Raw genomic sequence first — 16928 nt, forward strand, 5'->3', positions numbered from 1 at the left:
AGGGTATTTTTTATATAATAAATTCTTTTTTACCCTTCATAATCAGAAAAGAGGAGGAAACCATGAGCAAGGAACTTGCAAAGACTTATGATCCAAAAGGATTAGAGGATCGTATTTATCAAAAATGGCTGGATAACAAATATTTTCATGCAGAGGTAAACAGAGACAAAAAACCATTTACCATTGTTATGCCGCCGCCAAATGTTACAGGACAGCTTCATATGGGACACGCATTGGATGAAACCATGCAGGATATCCTTATTCGTTTCAAAAGAATGCAGGGATATGAAGCACTGTGGCAGCCGGGAACTGACCATGCAGCTATCGCTACAGAAGTAAAGGTTATTGAAAAATTAAAAGAGCAGGGCATTGATAAGAATGAAATCGGCAGAGAAGAATTTTTGAAACATGCCTGGGAATGGAAAGAAGAATACGGCGGAAAGATTATCAATCAGTTGAAAAAGCTGGGTGCTTCTGCTGACTGGGACAGAGAACGTTTTACTATGGACGAAGGCTGTTCCAAAGCAGTACAGGAAGTTTTCATTAAATTATATGAAAAAGGATATATTTACAAAGGTTCCAGAATTATTAACTGGTGTCCTGTATGTCAGACTTCTATTTCTGATGCCGAAGTAGAACACGAGGATCAGGACGGATTTTTCTGGCATATTAATTATCCGGTAGCAGGGGAAGAAGGACAGTTTGTAGAAATCGCTACAACAAGACCGGAGACTTTATTAGGTGATACTGCAGTTGCAGTTAATCCGGAAGATGAGAGATACAAACATCTGGTTGGAAAGATGCTGAAACTGCCTTTGACAGACAGAGAAATTCCTGTAATTGCAGATGAATATGTTGACAAAGAATTTGGAACAGGATGTGTAAAAATTACACCGGCTCATGACCCTAACGACTTTGAAGTTGGAAAACGTCATAACTTAGAAGAAATCAACATTATGAATGATGATGCGACTATCAATGAGCTGGGCGGAAAATATGCAGGTATGGATCGCTATGAAGCCAGAAAGGCTATGGTAGCAGATTTGGAAGCACAGGGACTTTTAGTAAAAGTTGTTCCTCATTCCCACAGCGTTGGTACACATGACCGCTGTAAGACAACGGTAGAACCTATGATTAAGCCACAGTGGTTTGTAAGAATGAAAGAAATGGGAGAAGCTGCCATTGAAACTTTGAAAAACGGAGAATTGCAGTTTGTTCCGGAACGCTTTGACAAGACCTATATGCACTGGCTGGAAAATATCAGAGACTGGTGTATTTCCCGTCAGTTATGGTGGGGACACAGAATTCCTGCATACTATTGTGATGAATGTGGGGAGACTGTAGTTGCAAGAGAAATGCCGGAAAAATGTCCAAAATGCGGATGTACACATCTTCATCAGGACGAAGATACACTGGATACATGGTTCTCTTCAGCTCTTTGGCCATTCTCAACATTAGGCTGGCCGGAAAAGACAGAGGAAATGGAATACTTCTATCCAACAGACGTTCTGGTAACAGGATATGATATTATTTTCTTCTGGGTAATCCGTATGGTATTCTCAGGTCTGGAACAGACAGGCAAGACACCGTTCCACCATGTTTTAATCCATGGTCTGGTAAGAGACTCTCAGGGACGTAAGATGAGTAAATCTCTTGGAAATGGTATCGACCCACTGGAAGTTATTGATAAATATGGAGCAGATGCTCTTCGTCTGACTCTAATGACAGGCAATGCACCGGGAAATGATATGCGTTTCTATTGGGAGCGTGTAGAAGCAAGCAGAAACTTTGCAAATAAAGTATGGAATGCATCCAGATTTATTATGATGAACCTGGAAAAAGCAGATATTCCGGAAAATATTGATTTACAGACATTAACAGGTGCAGATAAATGGATTTTATCCAAAGTAAATACACTGGCAAAAGAAGTAACAGAAAATCTGGATAAGTACGAACTTGGAATTGCAGTTCAGAAAGTATATGACTTTATCTGGGAAGAATTCTGTGACTGGTATATTGAAATGGTAAAACCACGTCTTTACAACGATGAAGATACTACAAAGGCAGCAGCGCTTTGGACATTAAAAACTGTTTTAAGTAATGCATTAAAGCTGCTTCATCCATATATGCCGTTTATTACAGAAGAAATTTACTGTACACTTTGTCCGGAAGAAGAGTCTATTATGATTTCTGCATGGCCGGAGTTTACAGAAGAATGGAATTTTGCAGCAGATGAAGAAGCTGTGGAAACAATTAAGGAAGCCGTAAGAGGAATTCGTAATGTTCGTACAGGTATGAACGTTCCACCAAGTAAAAAAGCAAAGGTGTTCGTTGTTTCTGAAGAAGAAGGAGTCAGAAGCATATTTGAAAACGGAAAAGTCTTCTTTGCTACACTTGGTTATGCAAGTGAAGTTTTCGTACAGGCTGACAAAGAGGGAATTGCAGAAGATGCAGTATCAGCGGTAATCGGAAATGCTGTTATTTATATGCCGTTTGCAGAACTGGTAGATATTGAAAAAGAAATTGAGAGATTGAAGAAAGAAGAAGAAAAACTGGAAAAAGAACTTGCACGTGTAAATGGTATGCTGAATAATGAGCGTTTCATTAGTAAGGCACCGGAAAGCAAAGTGCAGGAGGAGCGTGAAAAGTTAGAACGCTATACAAATATGATGGAACAGGTAAAAGAGCGTTTAACACAGCTTCAGTAATTCTTTAGGCACAAATCAGGGACAGAAGGATAAGGCTTCTATAGTCGTACACCCCTGTTCTCATTGCTATTAAGGAGAATAAATTGTATGAAAGAAATAAAAAAAGTATTTTGTCTGAAATACCTCAATATGTTTTCTGTTCCTTTGCAAATGCTGGCAGTCTGTATCGGATATTTTTTCATTGAAGCAATGTCCAGACATTCTATATGGAATGCATGGGAATTTTTACAGGAACGCCCACTGGTATTCTTTTACAATGCATTTTTAATTTTTACAACGACACTGATTGTATATCTATTTCGAAGAAGAGTATTTGTGAGAACAATTTTGACAATTTTCTGGCTGGGACTTGGAATTATTAACGGTGTGCTGCTTACAACACGTGTCACTCCATTTACAGGACCAGATTTACACATGATTACAGATGCTTTTCAGATTGCAGACAGATATTTGTCACCATTCTTTTTTGGCGTGGTGGTGGTAGTGGCAATTATTGCGGTAATCGGACTGGTGCTTTTATTTTTTAAGGGACCGAAGTATCAGGGCAAACTCAGTTATAAAATGAATGTACCATTGATTATTGCAGGGGTATTGGCATTTTCAGGAATAACAAAACTAGCGCTGGAAAAGAGAGTGCTTTCTAATTATTTCGGAAATATTGCTTTTGCTTATGAAGATTACGGATACCCTTATTGTCTTGCAACTACCGTATTTAATACAGGAATTGCATCTCCAAGAGAATACTCAAAAGAGGTAATAGACGAAATTAAAAAAAATGAGGAAGTATTGCCGGAAACAGGAGAAAAAAGACCGAATATTCTGTTTTTGCAGTTAGAGTCTTTCTTTGATCCTACTTTAGTAGAATACTTGGAGGTTTCCGAAGATCCAATTCCAAATTTCAGAAAAATGATGAATGATTATTCTTCCGGTTATTTTAAGGTTCCTTCTGTTGGAGCCGGTACTGCGAATACAGAGTTTGAGTCTATTACCGGAATGAGTATGCGTTATTTTGGCCCGGGAGAGTACCCATATAAAAGTATTCTGAAAGAAACTACCTGTGAAAGTGCTCCCTATGTGTTAAAAGGGCTGGGTTATGGAACTCATGCAATCCATAATAATGAAGCAAACTTTTATGGAAGAAAAAATGTTTTTGCTAATCTGGGGTTTGATACTTTTACTTCTGAGGAGTATATGTCATCACAGGATGATACCAATCCCAATGACTGGATGCGTGACAGAAACCTGACCAGATATATTTTAGAAGCAATGGAGTCTACACCGCAGCCGGATTATGTATACACGATTTCTGTACAGGGACATGGCGATTATCCTGAAGAGCCGGTACTGGAAAATCCCAAGATTACAGTGAAAGGCTCAAGTACTCAGGCAGAAAATTATAAGTGGGAGTATTATTGTAATCAGATTTATGAAATGGATCAGTTTGTAAAAGAGCTGACAGATGAGCTTTCTAAGCTGGATGAAGATGTTGTACTGGTAATGTACGGGGATCATCTTCCAACCATGGGATTAAAGGTTACTGACGTGAAGAATAAATATCTTTTCCAGACACAGTATGTCATCTGGGATAATATGGGACTGGAAAAGAAAGATAAAAATCTGGCAGCATATCAGATGGCAGCTGAAGTAATGGACAGAGTGGGCATTCATGAGGGTAATATTTTCCGTTTCCATCAGGCAAGAAGAAATACGAAAAATTATCAGGTGGATTTAGAAACTTTGCAGTATGATATTTTATATGGCAAGAAATATATATATGGAGGAAAAAATCCTTTCCAGAGAACAAAAACACATTTGGGTGTAAAGGAAGCAGAACTTCATGGAATTGATACGCTGGGGGAAACACAATATTATATTAGAGGCGCCAATTTTACTCAGTCATCCTTTATGGAAATTAACGGGGAATTGGCAGAGGCAAATTTTGTAGATGAAAATACATTGTTGTTGTTAAATGCCGCCCTAAAAGAAGGTGATATTGTGGATGTGGCAATGCGAAGCAACAGTTCAACTCACAAGGTATTAACAAGAACAGAGAAGTATATTTATCATGAACCAGTCGAAGGAAGTTCAAGCGCAGAGCTGGAATTGATTGTTACAGAAGAACCGGAAACAGGTGTAACAGAGGAAAGTCAGAAGGAAAAAGAAGAATAAAAGAAAATTTTTCTAACCGACATAATTTGCTTGCATATTCTTTTCACTCCATTATAATGGTAATTGATATGAGGCTACCGCATTAGGCAAAGTCTTAGTGCGGTAGCTTATATTTTCAGAACAGGAGGGATAGCTTGTTTACTTATGACGAAGCGGTAAATTATATAGAGGATATACCGAAGTTTACAACGAAAAATAAATTAGAACACACCAGGAAATGCCTGGATATGCTGGGCAGCCCTGATAAAGATAGAAAAATTATTCATGTTGCAGGAACGAATGGAAAGGGGAGTGTCTGTGCTTTTCTTTCTACTATGCTGGAAGAGCATGGCTTTCGATGTGGTTTATTCACATCTCCTCATCTTGTAAAGATTAATGAGCGTTTTCAGATTAATGAGATAATGGTTTCCGATGAAGCTTTTGTAGAAGCTTTTTTGCGTGTGAAAAAGCTGGCAGATGAGCTTTTAGAGGCAGGAGATTATCATCCTACTTATTTCGAATTTCTTTTCCTTATGGGAATGGTGATTTTCCAGAAGGAAAATGTGGATTATATCATTTTGGAAACCGGTTTAGGTGGAAGACTGGATGCTACAAACGCTGTATTAAATCCTATTGCATGTGTGATTACGTCCATAAGCCTTGATCATGTAGAATATCTGGGAAATACCATTGCACAGATTGCAGGAGAAAAAGCGGGAATTATAAAGCCCCAGGTGCCGGTAATCTTTGATGGAAATAATCAGGAAGCAGCAGAAGTGATAAAAAAGAGAGCGCAGGAATTGGAATGTCCCTGGTGTGAGGTGAAAGAAGAAAATCAGAAGCTTTTAGATTTTACACCGGAAGGAATTCGCTTTATCAGTCAGTCAGCTGTCTATGGAGATACAGAGTTGTTTGTTCCTTTTACTGCAAAATATCAGATGATGAATGCTTCTCTGGCATTGGAAACCATGGGTGTTTTGAAGAAGTATCATGGTATGGAAAAGATGGAACTGGTACAGGGTATGAAAAATACTCACTGGCAGGGGCGCATGGAAACCATACTTCCCGGTGTCATTGTAGATGGAGCGCATAATGAAGACGGCATTGCAAAGTTTGTAGAAACTGTACGCCATTTCCAGAAAGATTATGAAATTACGCTGCTTTTTACAACAGTTTCAGATAAAGAGTTTCCTGATATGATTGCTAAAATCTGTGACGGGCTTCACTTTGAAAATGTGGTGACAACAGAAATATGGGGCAGCAGAAAGCAGTCTGCTCTGGAGCTTGCAGGACTTTTCAAGGAAAACGGATGTGAAAATGTTCTGGTGGAAACAAATCCGGAGAAGGCTTTTGAAAAAGCGTATAAATTGAAGAAAGACGGGCTGTTGTTTGTGGTTGGTTCTTTATATCTTGTAGGGGAGATTAAGGACTATGTAAGGAGGAGAGTACATGATTAATTACGAGGAGGAACTGAAGAAGTTTCAGCCGTGTTTAGATGTAGATGATGCAGAAGGAGCAATTTATAAACAGGATTTGACAGATGTTATTGATATTTTAAAAGAAATGATGCGAGATAATCATAAAACATCAGAGAAATAGGAGAAGACTATGAATTGTGTTGTATGTCAAGCAGTATTGACGGCTTCTGACTATTGTCCGAAATGCGGATGTAATGTAAAGGCACTGAAGAAAATCGATGCTTTATCCAATTTTTATTATAATCAGGGGCTTGAGAAAGCTCAAATTCGAGATTTGTCAGGGGCCATTACCTGTCTGAAGCGAAGCCTGAAAATGAATAAAATGAATATACAGGCAAGAAATCTTCTGGGACTGGTATATTTTGAAACAGGGGAAGTGGTGGCTGCTTTAAGTGAATGGGTAATCAGCAAGAATATGATGCCGGAGGGAAATCTGGCAAGCACATATATTGACAAGCTGCAAAAAAATACCAATCGCCTTGATATGATCAATACAAGTATTAAAAAGTATAATCAATGTCTGGAATATTGTAGAAACGGTAATCCGGATATGGCGAAAATGCAGTTAAAGAAAGTGCTTACCAACAATCCAAAGCTGATTAAGGGGTATCATTTACTGGCACTTTTATATATTCATGAGGGTGAGTATGAAAAGGCCAGAAAACAACTGAAAACAGCGGCAAAAATTGATAAAACCAATACCACAACTCTTCGCTTTTTAAGAGAAATTGAGGAGCAGACAGGAAGAGCTACGAATTTGGACTCGCGATTTAAGATAAGAGAGAAAGAGGAAGAAAAGCAAAACGGAAGTGTTGTATATAAGTCCGGCAATGATACCATTATTCAGCCGCCGGAATATAAGGAAAAGAGTATTACAAATACACTGGTCAATCTGCTTTTGGGACTTTTAGTAGGTGCAGCAGCTCTTTGGTTTTTGATTGTGCCTGCAAAGACGCAGAAAATCAATCAGGAAGCGAATAAAAAGGTTGTGGAATACAGTGGGAAAATGGCAACCTTATCTGCAGAACTTGCACGTATGCAGGAGGAGATGGACGCTTCAACAGAGTCTGTAAATACGGCGCAGACCCAAATTCAGGAGGCAGGAGAAAAGGCTGCGGCTTATGAAAATCTTATAAAAGCATGGCAGGCTCATCAGGAAGGGAATTCCGATACAGCAGCCAATGCCATTGAAGGAGTCAACGCAGAACTTCTTTCTGTAGAAGCCAAAAGTATGTACGACAGCATTATGAAATCTGTAGGCTCTATGGTGCGTAAAAAATATGTGAATGAAGCTTCCGCTGCTGTGGAAAGCGGAGATTATGATACTGCTATTGCCAGTTTGGAAAAAGCTTTGAATATTGGAAAACAGGATAGAAATACCATGTTCCAGTTAGCACAGGCTTATGATAAAAAAGGTGATACAGAAAATGCAAATCAGTGGTATCAGAAAATTATAGATGAATTCCCCGGAACAAAGGCGGCTTCTGATGCCAAGGATTATCTGGAGGCGAATGGCGGTTCCGCCCAAGCTCCATCAGAAAGCGAAGGAGATGGAGAAGCCCCAACAGAAGACGGGGGACAGACAGATGGAGAACTACAGTCAGGAGAAACTATAGAAGAATAAATACAGAAGAAAAACCTTGGAGAAAAGGCGTGTACGAGAAGTATGCGTCTTTTTGCTGTTTTACATAATGAATATATGTTTCAGAAGTGCAGGCGTAGCTATTCCATGGCAAACGCAGTTATTTTCTTGTTTTTCTGCACCATTTATGGATATTTTGTCCGCCAAACTCGTGCTGACGCACTCAGACACGGTTCCCAAAATACCATTATGCTCGAAAAACTGCGAAAATATTCTGCATTGTTTGCCATTGGAATACTGAGCCTGCATCTGGAAATGGATATAAGTTATTTATGCAAAACAGCGTAGAGATTTCTAAATCATTAGTTGAATTTGTCTATACAAAATAGTAGTAAATAAATCTTAGTATTAAATATAAGTATAATAGTTGAAATGAAAGGGTGACAGTGAAGATGGAGGATAGAATTAAGAAGCGTGGAAATCAGTTGATTGTGTATGTCCCAAAGGAGTTAGACCATCATTTTGCAGAGCAGATTACGCCGCAGGTTGACAGGGAACTGGAAAAGGGGTTGATAAAGCAGCTGGTTTTTGATTTTTCGGAAACCAGTTTTATGGACAGTTCAGGAATTGGGATGGTAATGGGAAGAAAGCGTATTCTAAGTTACAGTAAAGGGACAGTTGTTGCTATTCATGTGAATGACAGAGTTTTAAAAATTATGCAGCTTTCCGGTATTTACAAACATATTGAAATCAGTCAGGAACCGGTATGGAATTATAGAATGAGATAAGGGGGAGAATATGAACGGGGATAACAAAATGGTTCTGAAAGTAGAGAGCCGTTCTTGCAATGAAGGACTGGCAAGAATTGCAGTGGCTGCGTTTACTACGCAGCTTAATCCTACATTAGAAGAGGTAGCAGATATTAAGACGGCAGTATCAGAGGCAATTACAAATTGCATTGTTCATGCATATCAGAGGGAAACAGATATGATTACGATAGAATGCAGACGACATCAGAGAGAATTGACCGTGTTGGTACAGGATAAAGGAAAAGGGATAGAAGACGTAGAACAGGCAATGCAGCCGCTTTTTACTACAAAACCTGAGCAGGACAGATCAGGAATGGGATTTGCATTTATGGAAGCATTTATGGATGAGGTTTTGGTAGAGTCTAAGCTTGGAGAAGGAACAACTGTAACTATGAAAAAAACAATAGGCAGACAGAAAGATGTCTTTGAGTAGGAGGGCTGTATGGATGATATCCTTGCCCTTATCGGGCGTGCACACCAGGGAGATAAGAGCGCAAGAGATATACTTACAGAAAAAAATATGGGACTGGTACATAGTATTGCCAGAAGATTTCAAAACAGGGGGGCTGAGTTGGAGGACTTGATACAGATAGGCTGTATCGGGCTTTTAAAGGCCATAGATAAATTTGATTTAAGCTATGAAGTGAAATTTTCCACGTATGCAGTGCCTATGATAACAGGAGAAATTAAGCGTTTTTTAAGAGATGACGGTATGGTAAAGGTAAGCCGGTCTTTAAAGGAAGCAGCGGGAAAGGCTTATGCAGTAAGGGAAGAATTATTAATGAAAACAGGACAGGAGCCATCTACGGAGGAAATAGCAAAGGAACTGTCTTTATCAAAAGAAGAATTAATTATGGCAATGGAGTCTTCGGCACAGGTAGAGTCTTTACAGAAAACCATTTATCAAAGTGATGGCAGTGATATTGCTTTGGAGGACAAACTGCCTTATGAAAAAGATGAACAGGAGGAAGTTTTAGACAAGCTTCTTTTAGAAGATATACTGGGGAGTCTGAATGCAAGGGAAAGAGAACTGATTTACCTGCGATTTTTCAGAGAAAAGACACAGACCAGTATTGCTCAGATAATGGGAATGTCTCAGGTACAGGTTTCCAGATTGGAAAAGAAAATTTTAAAAGCGCTGAGGGAACGGATATAATGATGAAATTCGGACATAATACTCCTTAGTAATGTAAGGAGGTTGTCAGATGAGCGAAATCTTATATATACAGACAGAGAAAAATGTAGAAGTACAAAGTCCTGAAGTTTATTTGCAGGATGTGGCAAAACTTACGTGCAGTGATAATAAGGTTTTAAACAGGAACAAAGTAAGAAAAGTTTTTTCCATTCCAAATGGGACGCCGGGCAGATATGTGATTTCAGCTGTGGATTTAGTCCATGCCGTGGCAAAAGAAGAACCTAATGTAGATGTAACCCATATTGGAGAAGCAAATTTTGTGGTTACTTATGAAAAAGCAAAGCATCAACAAAAATGGTATAGCTGGTTAAAGACTTTATTTGTCTGCGTGCTGACTTTTTTTGGAGGTGCTTTTTCTATTATGACCTTTAATACTGATGTAGATACAGCGAATTTATTTTCTAAAATTTATACACAGTTTACAGGGGAGATAGCTGCAGGTCCTACGATTTTAGAATTCACTTACTCTGTGGGGATTGGAATTGGTGTTATCTTTTTCTTTAACCATTTTGGGAAAGGTAAGCTTACGCAAGATCCAACACCGGTGGAAGTTCAGATGCGGTTATATGAAGATGATGTGAATAAAACTCTTATTGCGGATAAAAATCGCAGCAGGAAAACACAGAAGGGGGAAAAATCTTAATGTGGCAGGGAGAAATTCTGGCGGGTATTGCAGGTATCTGCGGCGGAGCAGTAGTGGCAGTGGCTTTGGCGGCGTTTATAATAGAGTTGGGAATTATTCCAAGGTTCGCTGGGATTACGCATACGGCGGACCATATTTTCTTATATGAAAATTGCCTTATACTGGGAAGTTTTCTGGGAAATCTGGTATATATTTATCATCTGTCTGTACCACTTGGGAAAGTTTTTGCAGGTTTGACAGGGATTTTTTTCGGAATGTTTTTAGGCTGCTGGATTATCGCCCTTGTGGAAGTTATTAATGTATTCGCTGTAATGGCAAGAAGGCTGGGGTTGAAAAAAGGAATTGGCTGGATTGTAATCTGCATTGCAGCCGGAAAAACTCTGGGGAGCCTTTTCCAATTTTGGACAATGGGACGTTGAGCCTATATTTAAGGAGAAGTTTCAATCCGTTTGCATAAGATTGGAAGATACTCCGCATAATAGGCTTAAAGGTGGTGAATGGAAAATGGATGCAAAACAATATGAAAAATATGTAAAGGAAAAGACACCGACGCATAATTTGTTTTTAAATATGTTAGGGGCTTTTGTGAGCGGAGGAATGATTTGTACGTTGGGACAGTTGATTTTAAATATTTGTAAAAATATAGGACTGGATAAAGAAATCAGCGGCAGTTGGACTTCGTTGATTTTAGTTTTAATCAGTGTGCTTCTGACAGGATTTAATATTTATCCTAAATTGGCGAAGTGGGGCGGGGCAGGAACGTTAGTTCCGATTACAGGATTTGCCAATTCTGTGGCAGCGCCTGCTATTGAATACCAAAAGGAGGGGCAGGTTTTCGGCATTGGGTGTAAAATTTTTACTATAGCAGGACCTGTTATTTTATATGGGATTTTAACTTCTTCCCTGTTGGGGCTGATTTATTATTTTTTGCATATATGGGGGATTGTGTGATGGAACAGATTGTAGGAAAACAGAGTATACAGTTTCAGCGTGCCGCCCATATATTAAGTGCGGCATCAGTTGTAGGAAAGAAAGAAGGAGACGGACCTCTTGGAAAGTATTTCGATAAGGTAGGAGAGGAAGATGGGCTTTTTGGATGTACTTCATGGGAGGAGGCAGAAAGTAATCTGCAAAAAGAAGCGGTTACGCTGGCTCTTGAAAAAGCGGAGCTTGAAAAGTGGCAGCTGCGTATGATTTATGCAGGAGATTTATTAGCTCAGACCATAGCTTCTTCTTTTGGAATTATGGGATTTCATACTCCAATATATGGACTTTATGGAGCATGTTCTACTATGGGAGAGGCACTTTCGCTTTCTGCTATGGCAGTTGCAGGGGGATATGCACCTTATGTAGCTGCTGTTACATCCAGTCATTTTGGCAGTGCAGAGAAAGAATTTCGTTTTCCCTTAGGTTATGGAAATCAACGTCCTTTATCTGCTACATGGACTGTGACGGGAAGCGGTGCCTGCATCCTGGGGACTAAAGGAGGAAAGGCGAGAATTGCAGGGATTACAACAGGGAAAATTGTGGACTATGGATTTAAAGACTCTTTAAATATGGGAGCCTGTATGGCACCGGCTGCCTGCGATACTATTTATCAAAATCTCATGGATTTTAATCGCCTTCCTGAAGATTATGACAAAATTATTACCGGAGACTTAGGAGAAGTAGGTCAGAGAATTCTCTTTGATTTGATGAAAGAAAAGGGATTTGATATTGAAAAGCAGCATATGGACTGCGGCATTGAAATTTTTGACCAGAATACGCAGGATACCCATGCGGGAGGAAGCGGCTGTGGCTGTGCTGCAGTTACTTTTGCCGCCTATATTCTTCCTAAAATAGAAAAGGGGGAATGGAAGCGTATTTTGTTTGTGCCTACAGGTGCGCTGCTTTCAAAGGTCAGTTTTAATGAGGGAAAAAGCGTGCCGGGGATTGCGCAGGCGGTGATTATTGAACATTGTTAGGAGAAGAAATTATGGAATACATCAATGCGTTTTGGGTGGGAGGATTGATTTGCGCTTTGGTACAGATCCTCCTGGAAAAAACAAAATTGCTTCCGGGAAGAGTAATGGTTTTGCTGGTGTGTGCTGGAGCAGTACTGGGAAGTTTTGGAGTTTATGATAAAATTATTGAATTTGCAGGAGCAGGGGCAAGTGTGCCTTTGCTGGGATTTGGAAATACACTTTTTAATGGCGTGAAAAAGGCAGTTCTGGAACATGGTTTTTTGGGGATTTTCATGGGTGGATTTACTGCAAGCGCAGTGGGAATTGCGGCTGCGTTGATTTTTTCCTATCTTGCCAGTCTGATTTTTAAACCAAAGATGAAAAACTAAGCTATACTTTTTAGTTAATCAATAGTATAATGATAGTGTTTAGCTTAAATTATGAAAATAAAAGTTTTGTATGAATTGTGTATTGTATCATTCTGCTGGTCAATTGACAAAATGTGAGTGATACAGTACACTGCATTTTATTTAATAATTTATAAAAAATGTAGTAACAGGAGGAAACGGAAAATGCTGCATGCATTCTCACGTTCAGAAGAACTATTAGGAAAAGAAGGACTTCAGATACTTGCCAATTCCAAAGTTGCGGTTTTTGGCATTGGAGGGGTAGGCTCTTATGTGGTAGAAGCGTTGGCAAGGGCAGGGGTAGGAAACCTGACTTTGGTAGACCATGATGAAGTGAGCCTGACAAATCTTAACAGACAGTTGGTTGCTCTTCGTTCAACCATGGGCAGAAAAAAGGTATCCGTGGCAAAGGATAGAATTATGGATATTAATCAGGATGCGGTAGTACATACTTATGATACCTTTTTTAATGCAGATACAGCACAGCTATTTGATTTTTCGGGATATGATTATATTGTGGATGCGGTTGATACAGTTTCTGCAAAGCTGCTTCTGATAGAGAAAGCAAAGGAAGCAAATATACCGGTGATTTCCTGTATGGGAACCGGAAATAAATTAAATCCATCCTGTTTTCAAATTGCAGATATATCAAAGACAAGTGTATGCCCTCTTGCAAAGGTGATGCGTACAGAACTGAAAAAGAGAAAGATTAAAAAAGTAAAAGTTTTATTTTCGACAGAAACAGTACATAAGGCGAAAAAAGGGGAACCGGTGGAGGTAAGAAGTGCAAGCAAGCGGCCTGTTCCGGCCAGTGTGTCTTTTGTACCAGGCGTGGCAGGACTTATGATAGCCGGAGAAGTTATCAAGGATTTGGTTTTTGGAAAGGGTAAAAGAGGATAAGAGGTATAAGCATGGAAAATAACAGCATAGAGAATATATTTTGCGCTACTTTAGGCAGTGATAATGTCAGATTGCATGAGCCGATGAAAAAACATACTACTTTTCGAATTGGAGGCCCGGCAGATTATTATCTTTGCCCTCACAGCATTGAGGAACTGCAAAAAATTCTTCAGATATGCAAGGAAAAGAAAATAGAATTCTTTATTTTGGGAAATGGAAGCAATCTTCTGGTAAGTGATAAAGGATATCGAGGTGCAGTAATCCAGTTGTGGAAGAACTTTAGTGATATTACAGTAAAAGGAACCACGATTATTGTGAAGGCAGGGGCTCTTCTTTCAAAAATTGCTGCAGAAGCGTTAGAGGAAGGCCTTACAGGTATGGAATTTGCATCTGGAATTCCGGGAACCATTGGTGGGGCAACGGTAATGAATGCAGGCGCTTACGGTGGTGAGATGAAGAATATTATTAAAGAGGTAACAGTTCTTACTCAGGAAGGTGAGCTGTTGACTCTTTCTAATGAGGAAATGAAGCTGGGATATAGAACCAGTATTGTCAAGGAAAAGGGATATGTGGTAGTTTCTGTAGTTTTACAGCTGAAAAAGGGCGATAAAGAAGAAATACGAAAAGTTATGGAAGATTTGAAGGAAAGACGTGTGACAAAACAGCCTTTAGATATGCCAAGTGCAGGCAGTACCTTTAAAAGACCGGAAGGATATTTTGCGGGTAAATTGATTATGGATGCCGGGCTTCGCGGATTTTCTGTAGGCGGTGCACAGATTTCGGAAAAACATTGTGGTTTTGTAGTGAATAAGGGTGATGCGACTGCAGCCGATGTTCTGGGACTTATCAGGGAAGTGCAGAAAAGAGTAGAGGAGCAGTTCCACGTTACTTTAGAGCCTGAAGTGAAGTTTTTAGGAGAATTTTAGGAGGAAGTATGCGGTTTGTAATTGTGACGGGAATGTCAGGTGCCGGAAAAAGTACAGCGCTTAAAATGCTGGAAGATATGGAATATTTTTGTGTAGATAATCTTCCGGTTATGTTAATTGAAAAATTTGTGCAGCTTTTAAGAGAAGGCGGATCAGGAGAAATTGAGAAAGTTGCAGTAGGTGTGGACATTCGTAACGGAAAAGCATTAGATGAATTGGAAACAGTGCTTGAAAATATTAATTTTTCAGGAGTGGGAATTGAAATTCTGTTTTTAGATGCAGATGATGATGTTCTGGTAAGACGATATAAAGAGAGCAGACGAAATCATCCTCTGGCAGCCGGCAGCAGGGTAGATGACGGAATTCGTAAAGAAAGAGAAAAACTGCGTTTTTTAAAAGAATATGCAGATTATATTTTGGATACCAGCAAACTTTTGACAAGAGAGCTGAAGGTTGAGCTGGAAAAGATTTTTGTGGAAAACGGAAGCTTTAAAAACCTTATGGTTACAGTGCTGTCCTTTGGTTTTAAGTATGGTATTCCTCAGGATGCGGACCTGGTATTTGATGTGAGATTTTTGCCAAATCCTTATTATATTGAGGAACTGCGTCCTTTAAGCGGAAATGACTCTCCTGTCAGTGATTATGTTATGAGCTTTGATCTGGCTCACGAGTTTTCAGATAAGCTGGAAGAAATGATCCGCTTTTTAATTCCCAATTATATTACAGAGGGGAAAACACAGTTGGTAATTGCTGTAGGCTGTACCGGCGGGAAACATCGTTCTGTAACTCTTGCAAATGAGCTTTACCGAAGATTAGGCGAAAATGAAGAATATGGAATTCGTGTAGAACATAGAGATATAGAAAAGGATGGGAAAAAATGTCTTTCTCCGGAAGTGTAAAGGAAGAATTACTTCGCTATGAGGACAGTGCAAGGCATTGCTGTATCGCAGAACTGGCTGCCATGATTGCTTTTCATGGAGAAATTATGCCCATGCCACAAGGACGGTTAATCCTTTCGATATCTTCGGAAAATGAAAGTATTCTTAGAAAAGTCTTTACATTACTGGAAAAAACGTTTACAATGGAAGTCAAAGTTTCTACTGATAGACAGATCGTCAGGAAAAACAACAGATTTACTATTAACATAGATGATACAGAATTGACCGTTAAAATCTTGCAAGCGGTAAAACTGCTTAGCGCTGACCGAAGACCTGTAACGACAAATGCTCTGGTCAATCCCATCATCATTCAAAGGAGCTGCTGTAAACGTGCATTTCTAAGGGGTGCATTTTTATGTGCCGGCTCTATTAGCGACCCCGAAAAGTTTTATCATTTCGAGGTGGTCTGTACAACACAGGAAAAGGCACGACAGATGCAGGAGCTTATACAATCATTTGGCATTGATGCCAAAATTGTAAAGCGAAAAAAGTATGAAGTTGTTTATGTGAAGGAAGGAGCACAAATCGTAGAACTTTTAGGTCTTATGGGAGCAGGGGTATCTCTGATGAATTTGGAAAATGTCCGGATATTAAAGGGGATGCGAAATACTGTAAACAGAAAGGTAAACTGCGAAACAGCAAATATTAATAAAACTGTAAATGCAGCGGTGAAGCAGATGGACGATATTATATATATCCGTGACACTGTAGGGCTTCACAGACTGCCTGAAAATCTGGAGGAAACAGCTTTATTGAGATTGGAATATCCGCAGGCATCCTTAAAAGAATTAGGCAGTTTACTGTCTGCCCCGGTAGGCAAGTCGGGTATTAACCACAGATTAAGGAAAATTTGCAGCATAGCAGAACAGCTCAGAGGATTCAAGGAGGAACAGGTATGATTAGGAAACCAATTACCATCGGGATTTCAAACGGTCTTGAAGCAAGACCAATCGCAATGCTCGTACAGGTGGCAAGTCAGTATGCCAGCAACATTTATTTAGAGAGCGAAGCAAAAAAAGTAAATGCAAAGAGCATTATGGGAATGATGAGTTTGGGATTGGACGTTGGTGAGAGTATAACAGTTTCTGTCGATGGCGTGGATGAAGAAGAAGCCATGAAAAGTATTGAAGAATACTTGAGTAAAAAAGAAGAAATATAAGCTCTGCATACCGAAAAAGAAAATAAAGAGGGAGATGTGGCATGGAGCTGCGTCTCCTTTTTTATTGCATAGGAAATTGCGTCCTATACAAT

General features: G+C 39.5%; 19 protein-coding genes. All 19 read left to right on the forward strand.

What is annotated here, in order from left to right:
• Positions 1-62: 62 nt before the first annotated feature.
• On the forward strand, positions 63-2708 hold the full coding sequence (locus BQ7352_RS07120) for a valine--tRNA ligase (protein ID WP_072448199.1): 2646 nt from the start codon (positions 63-65) through the stop codon (positions 2706-2708).
• Between the two features lie 87 nt (positions 2709-2795).
• Positions 2796-4877, forward strand: a complete 2082-nt coding sequence (locus BQ7352_RS07125) for an LTA synthase family protein (protein ID WP_072448201.1) — start codon at positions 2796-2798, stop codon at positions 4875-4877.
• A 134-nt stretch (positions 4878-5011) separates the two neighbouring features.
• Positions 5012-6313 carry a bifunctional folylpolyglutamate synthase/dihydrofolate synthase gene (locus BQ7352_RS07130; protein WP_072448203.1) on the forward strand — a complete coding sequence of 434 codons (1302 nt, stop codon included), beginning with the start codon at positions 5012-5014 and terminating at the stop codon, positions 6311-6313.
• Complete coding sequence (locus tag BQ7352_RS14630) at positions 6306-6455, forward strand: hypothetical protein (RefSeq protein ID WP_003022863.1); 150 nt, start codon at positions 6306-6308, stop codon at positions 6453-6455. The genes BQ7352_RS07130 and BQ7352_RS14630 overlap by 8 nt, the downstream gene beginning before the upstream one ends.
• Positions 6456-6464: 9 nt before the next feature.
• Positions 6465-7958, forward strand: coding sequence for a tetratricopeptide repeat protein (locus BQ7352_RS07135; protein WP_072448205.1), 1494 nt, complete (start codon positions 6465-6467; stop codon positions 7956-7958).
• 105 nt (positions 7959-8063) lie between these two features.
• Positions 8064-8264 (forward strand): hypothetical protein, encoded by a 201-nt coding sequence (locus tag BQ7352_RS07140; protein ID WP_143143384.1) that lies wholly within the window; start codon positions 8064-8066, stop codon positions 8262-8264.
• Between the two features lie 104 nt (positions 8265-8368).
• Positions 8369-8704, forward strand: coding sequence for an STAS domain-containing protein (locus BQ7352_RS07145; RefSeq protein WP_072448209.1), 336 nt, complete (start codon positions 8369-8371; stop codon positions 8702-8704).
• Between the two features lie 10 nt (positions 8705-8714).
• Positions 8715-9158, forward strand: coding sequence for an anti-sigma F factor (gene spoIIAB / locus BQ7352_RS07150; RefSeq protein ID WP_072448211.1), 444 nt, complete (start codon positions 8715-8717; stop codon positions 9156-9158).
• A gap of 9 nt (positions 9159-9167) precedes the next feature.
• Positions 9168-9881, forward strand: coding sequence for a SigF/SigG family RNA polymerase sporulation sigma factor (locus BQ7352_RS07155; protein WP_072448213.1), 714 nt, complete (start codon positions 9168-9170; stop codon positions 9879-9881).
• 49 nt (positions 9882-9930) lie between these two features.
• Positions 9931-10563: a stage V sporulation protein AA gene (locus tag BQ7352_RS07160; RefSeq protein ID WP_072448215.1), complete on the forward strand. Its 633-nt coding sequence runs from the start codon at positions 9931-9933 to the stop codon at positions 10561-10563.
• Positions 10563-10982, forward strand: a complete 420-nt coding sequence (locus tag BQ7352_RS07165) for a stage V sporulation protein AB (protein WP_072448217.1) — start codon at positions 10563-10565, stop codon at positions 10980-10982. The genes BQ7352_RS07160 and BQ7352_RS07165 overlap by 1 nt, the downstream gene beginning before the upstream one ends.
• Before the next feature lie 85 nt (positions 10983-11067).
• The gene (locus tag BQ7352_RS07170) at positions 11068-11514 is read left to right on the forward strand and encodes a SpoVA/SpoVAEb family sporulation membrane protein (RefSeq protein ID WP_072448664.1); all 447 of its coding nucleotides are present in this window, start codon (positions 11068-11070) and stop codon (positions 11512-11514) included.
• Positions 11514-12527: a stage V sporulation protein AD gene (locus tag BQ7352_RS07175; protein WP_072448219.1), complete on the forward strand. Its 1014-nt coding sequence runs from the start codon at positions 11514-11516 to the stop codon at positions 12525-12527. Before BQ7352_RS07170 ends, BQ7352_RS07175 begins: the two co-directional genes overlap by 1 nt.
• A gap of 11 nt (positions 12528-12538) precedes the next feature.
• A complete protein-coding gene (gene spoVAE, locus BQ7352_RS07180; RefSeq protein ID WP_072448221.1) occupies positions 12539-12895 on the forward strand; it encodes a stage V sporulation protein AE in 357 nt (118 codons plus the stop codon).
• A gap of 183 nt (positions 12896-13078) precedes the next feature.
• On the forward strand, positions 13079-13813 hold the full coding sequence (locus tag BQ7352_RS07185) for a tRNA threonylcarbamoyladenosine dehydratase (RefSeq protein ID WP_072448222.1): 735 nt from the start codon (positions 13079-13081) through the stop codon (positions 13811-13813).
• 11 nt (positions 13814-13824) lie between these two features.
• Complete coding sequence (murB, locus tag BQ7352_RS07190) at positions 13825-14739, forward strand: UDP-N-acetylmuramate dehydrogenase (RefSeq protein ID WP_072448223.1); 915 nt, start codon at positions 13825-13827, stop codon at positions 14737-14739.
• 8 nt (positions 14740-14747) lie between these two features.
• The gene (gene rapZ / locus BQ7352_RS07195) at positions 14748-15638 is read left to right on the forward strand and encodes an RNase adapter RapZ (protein ID WP_072448224.1); all 891 of its coding nucleotides are present in this window, start codon (positions 14748-14750) and stop codon (positions 15636-15638) included.
• Positions 15617-16576 carry a DNA-binding protein WhiA gene (whiA, locus tag BQ7352_RS07200; protein WP_072448225.1) on the forward strand — a complete coding sequence of 320 codons (960 nt, stop codon included), beginning with the start codon at positions 15617-15619 and terminating at the stop codon, positions 16574-16576. Before rapZ ends, whiA begins: the two co-directional genes overlap by 22 nt.
• A complete protein-coding gene (locus BQ7352_RS07205; protein ID WP_072448227.1) occupies positions 16573-16836 on the forward strand; it encodes an HPr family phosphocarrier protein in 264 nt (87 codons plus the stop codon). The genes whiA and BQ7352_RS07205 overlap by 4 nt, the downstream gene beginning before the upstream one ends.
• Positions 16837-16928 lie beyond the last annotated feature (92 nt).

Source organism: Blautia sp. Marseille-P3201T, assembly GCF_900120295.1.
GTDB lineage: Bacteria > Bacillota > Clostridia > Lachnospirales > Lachnospiraceae > Blautia.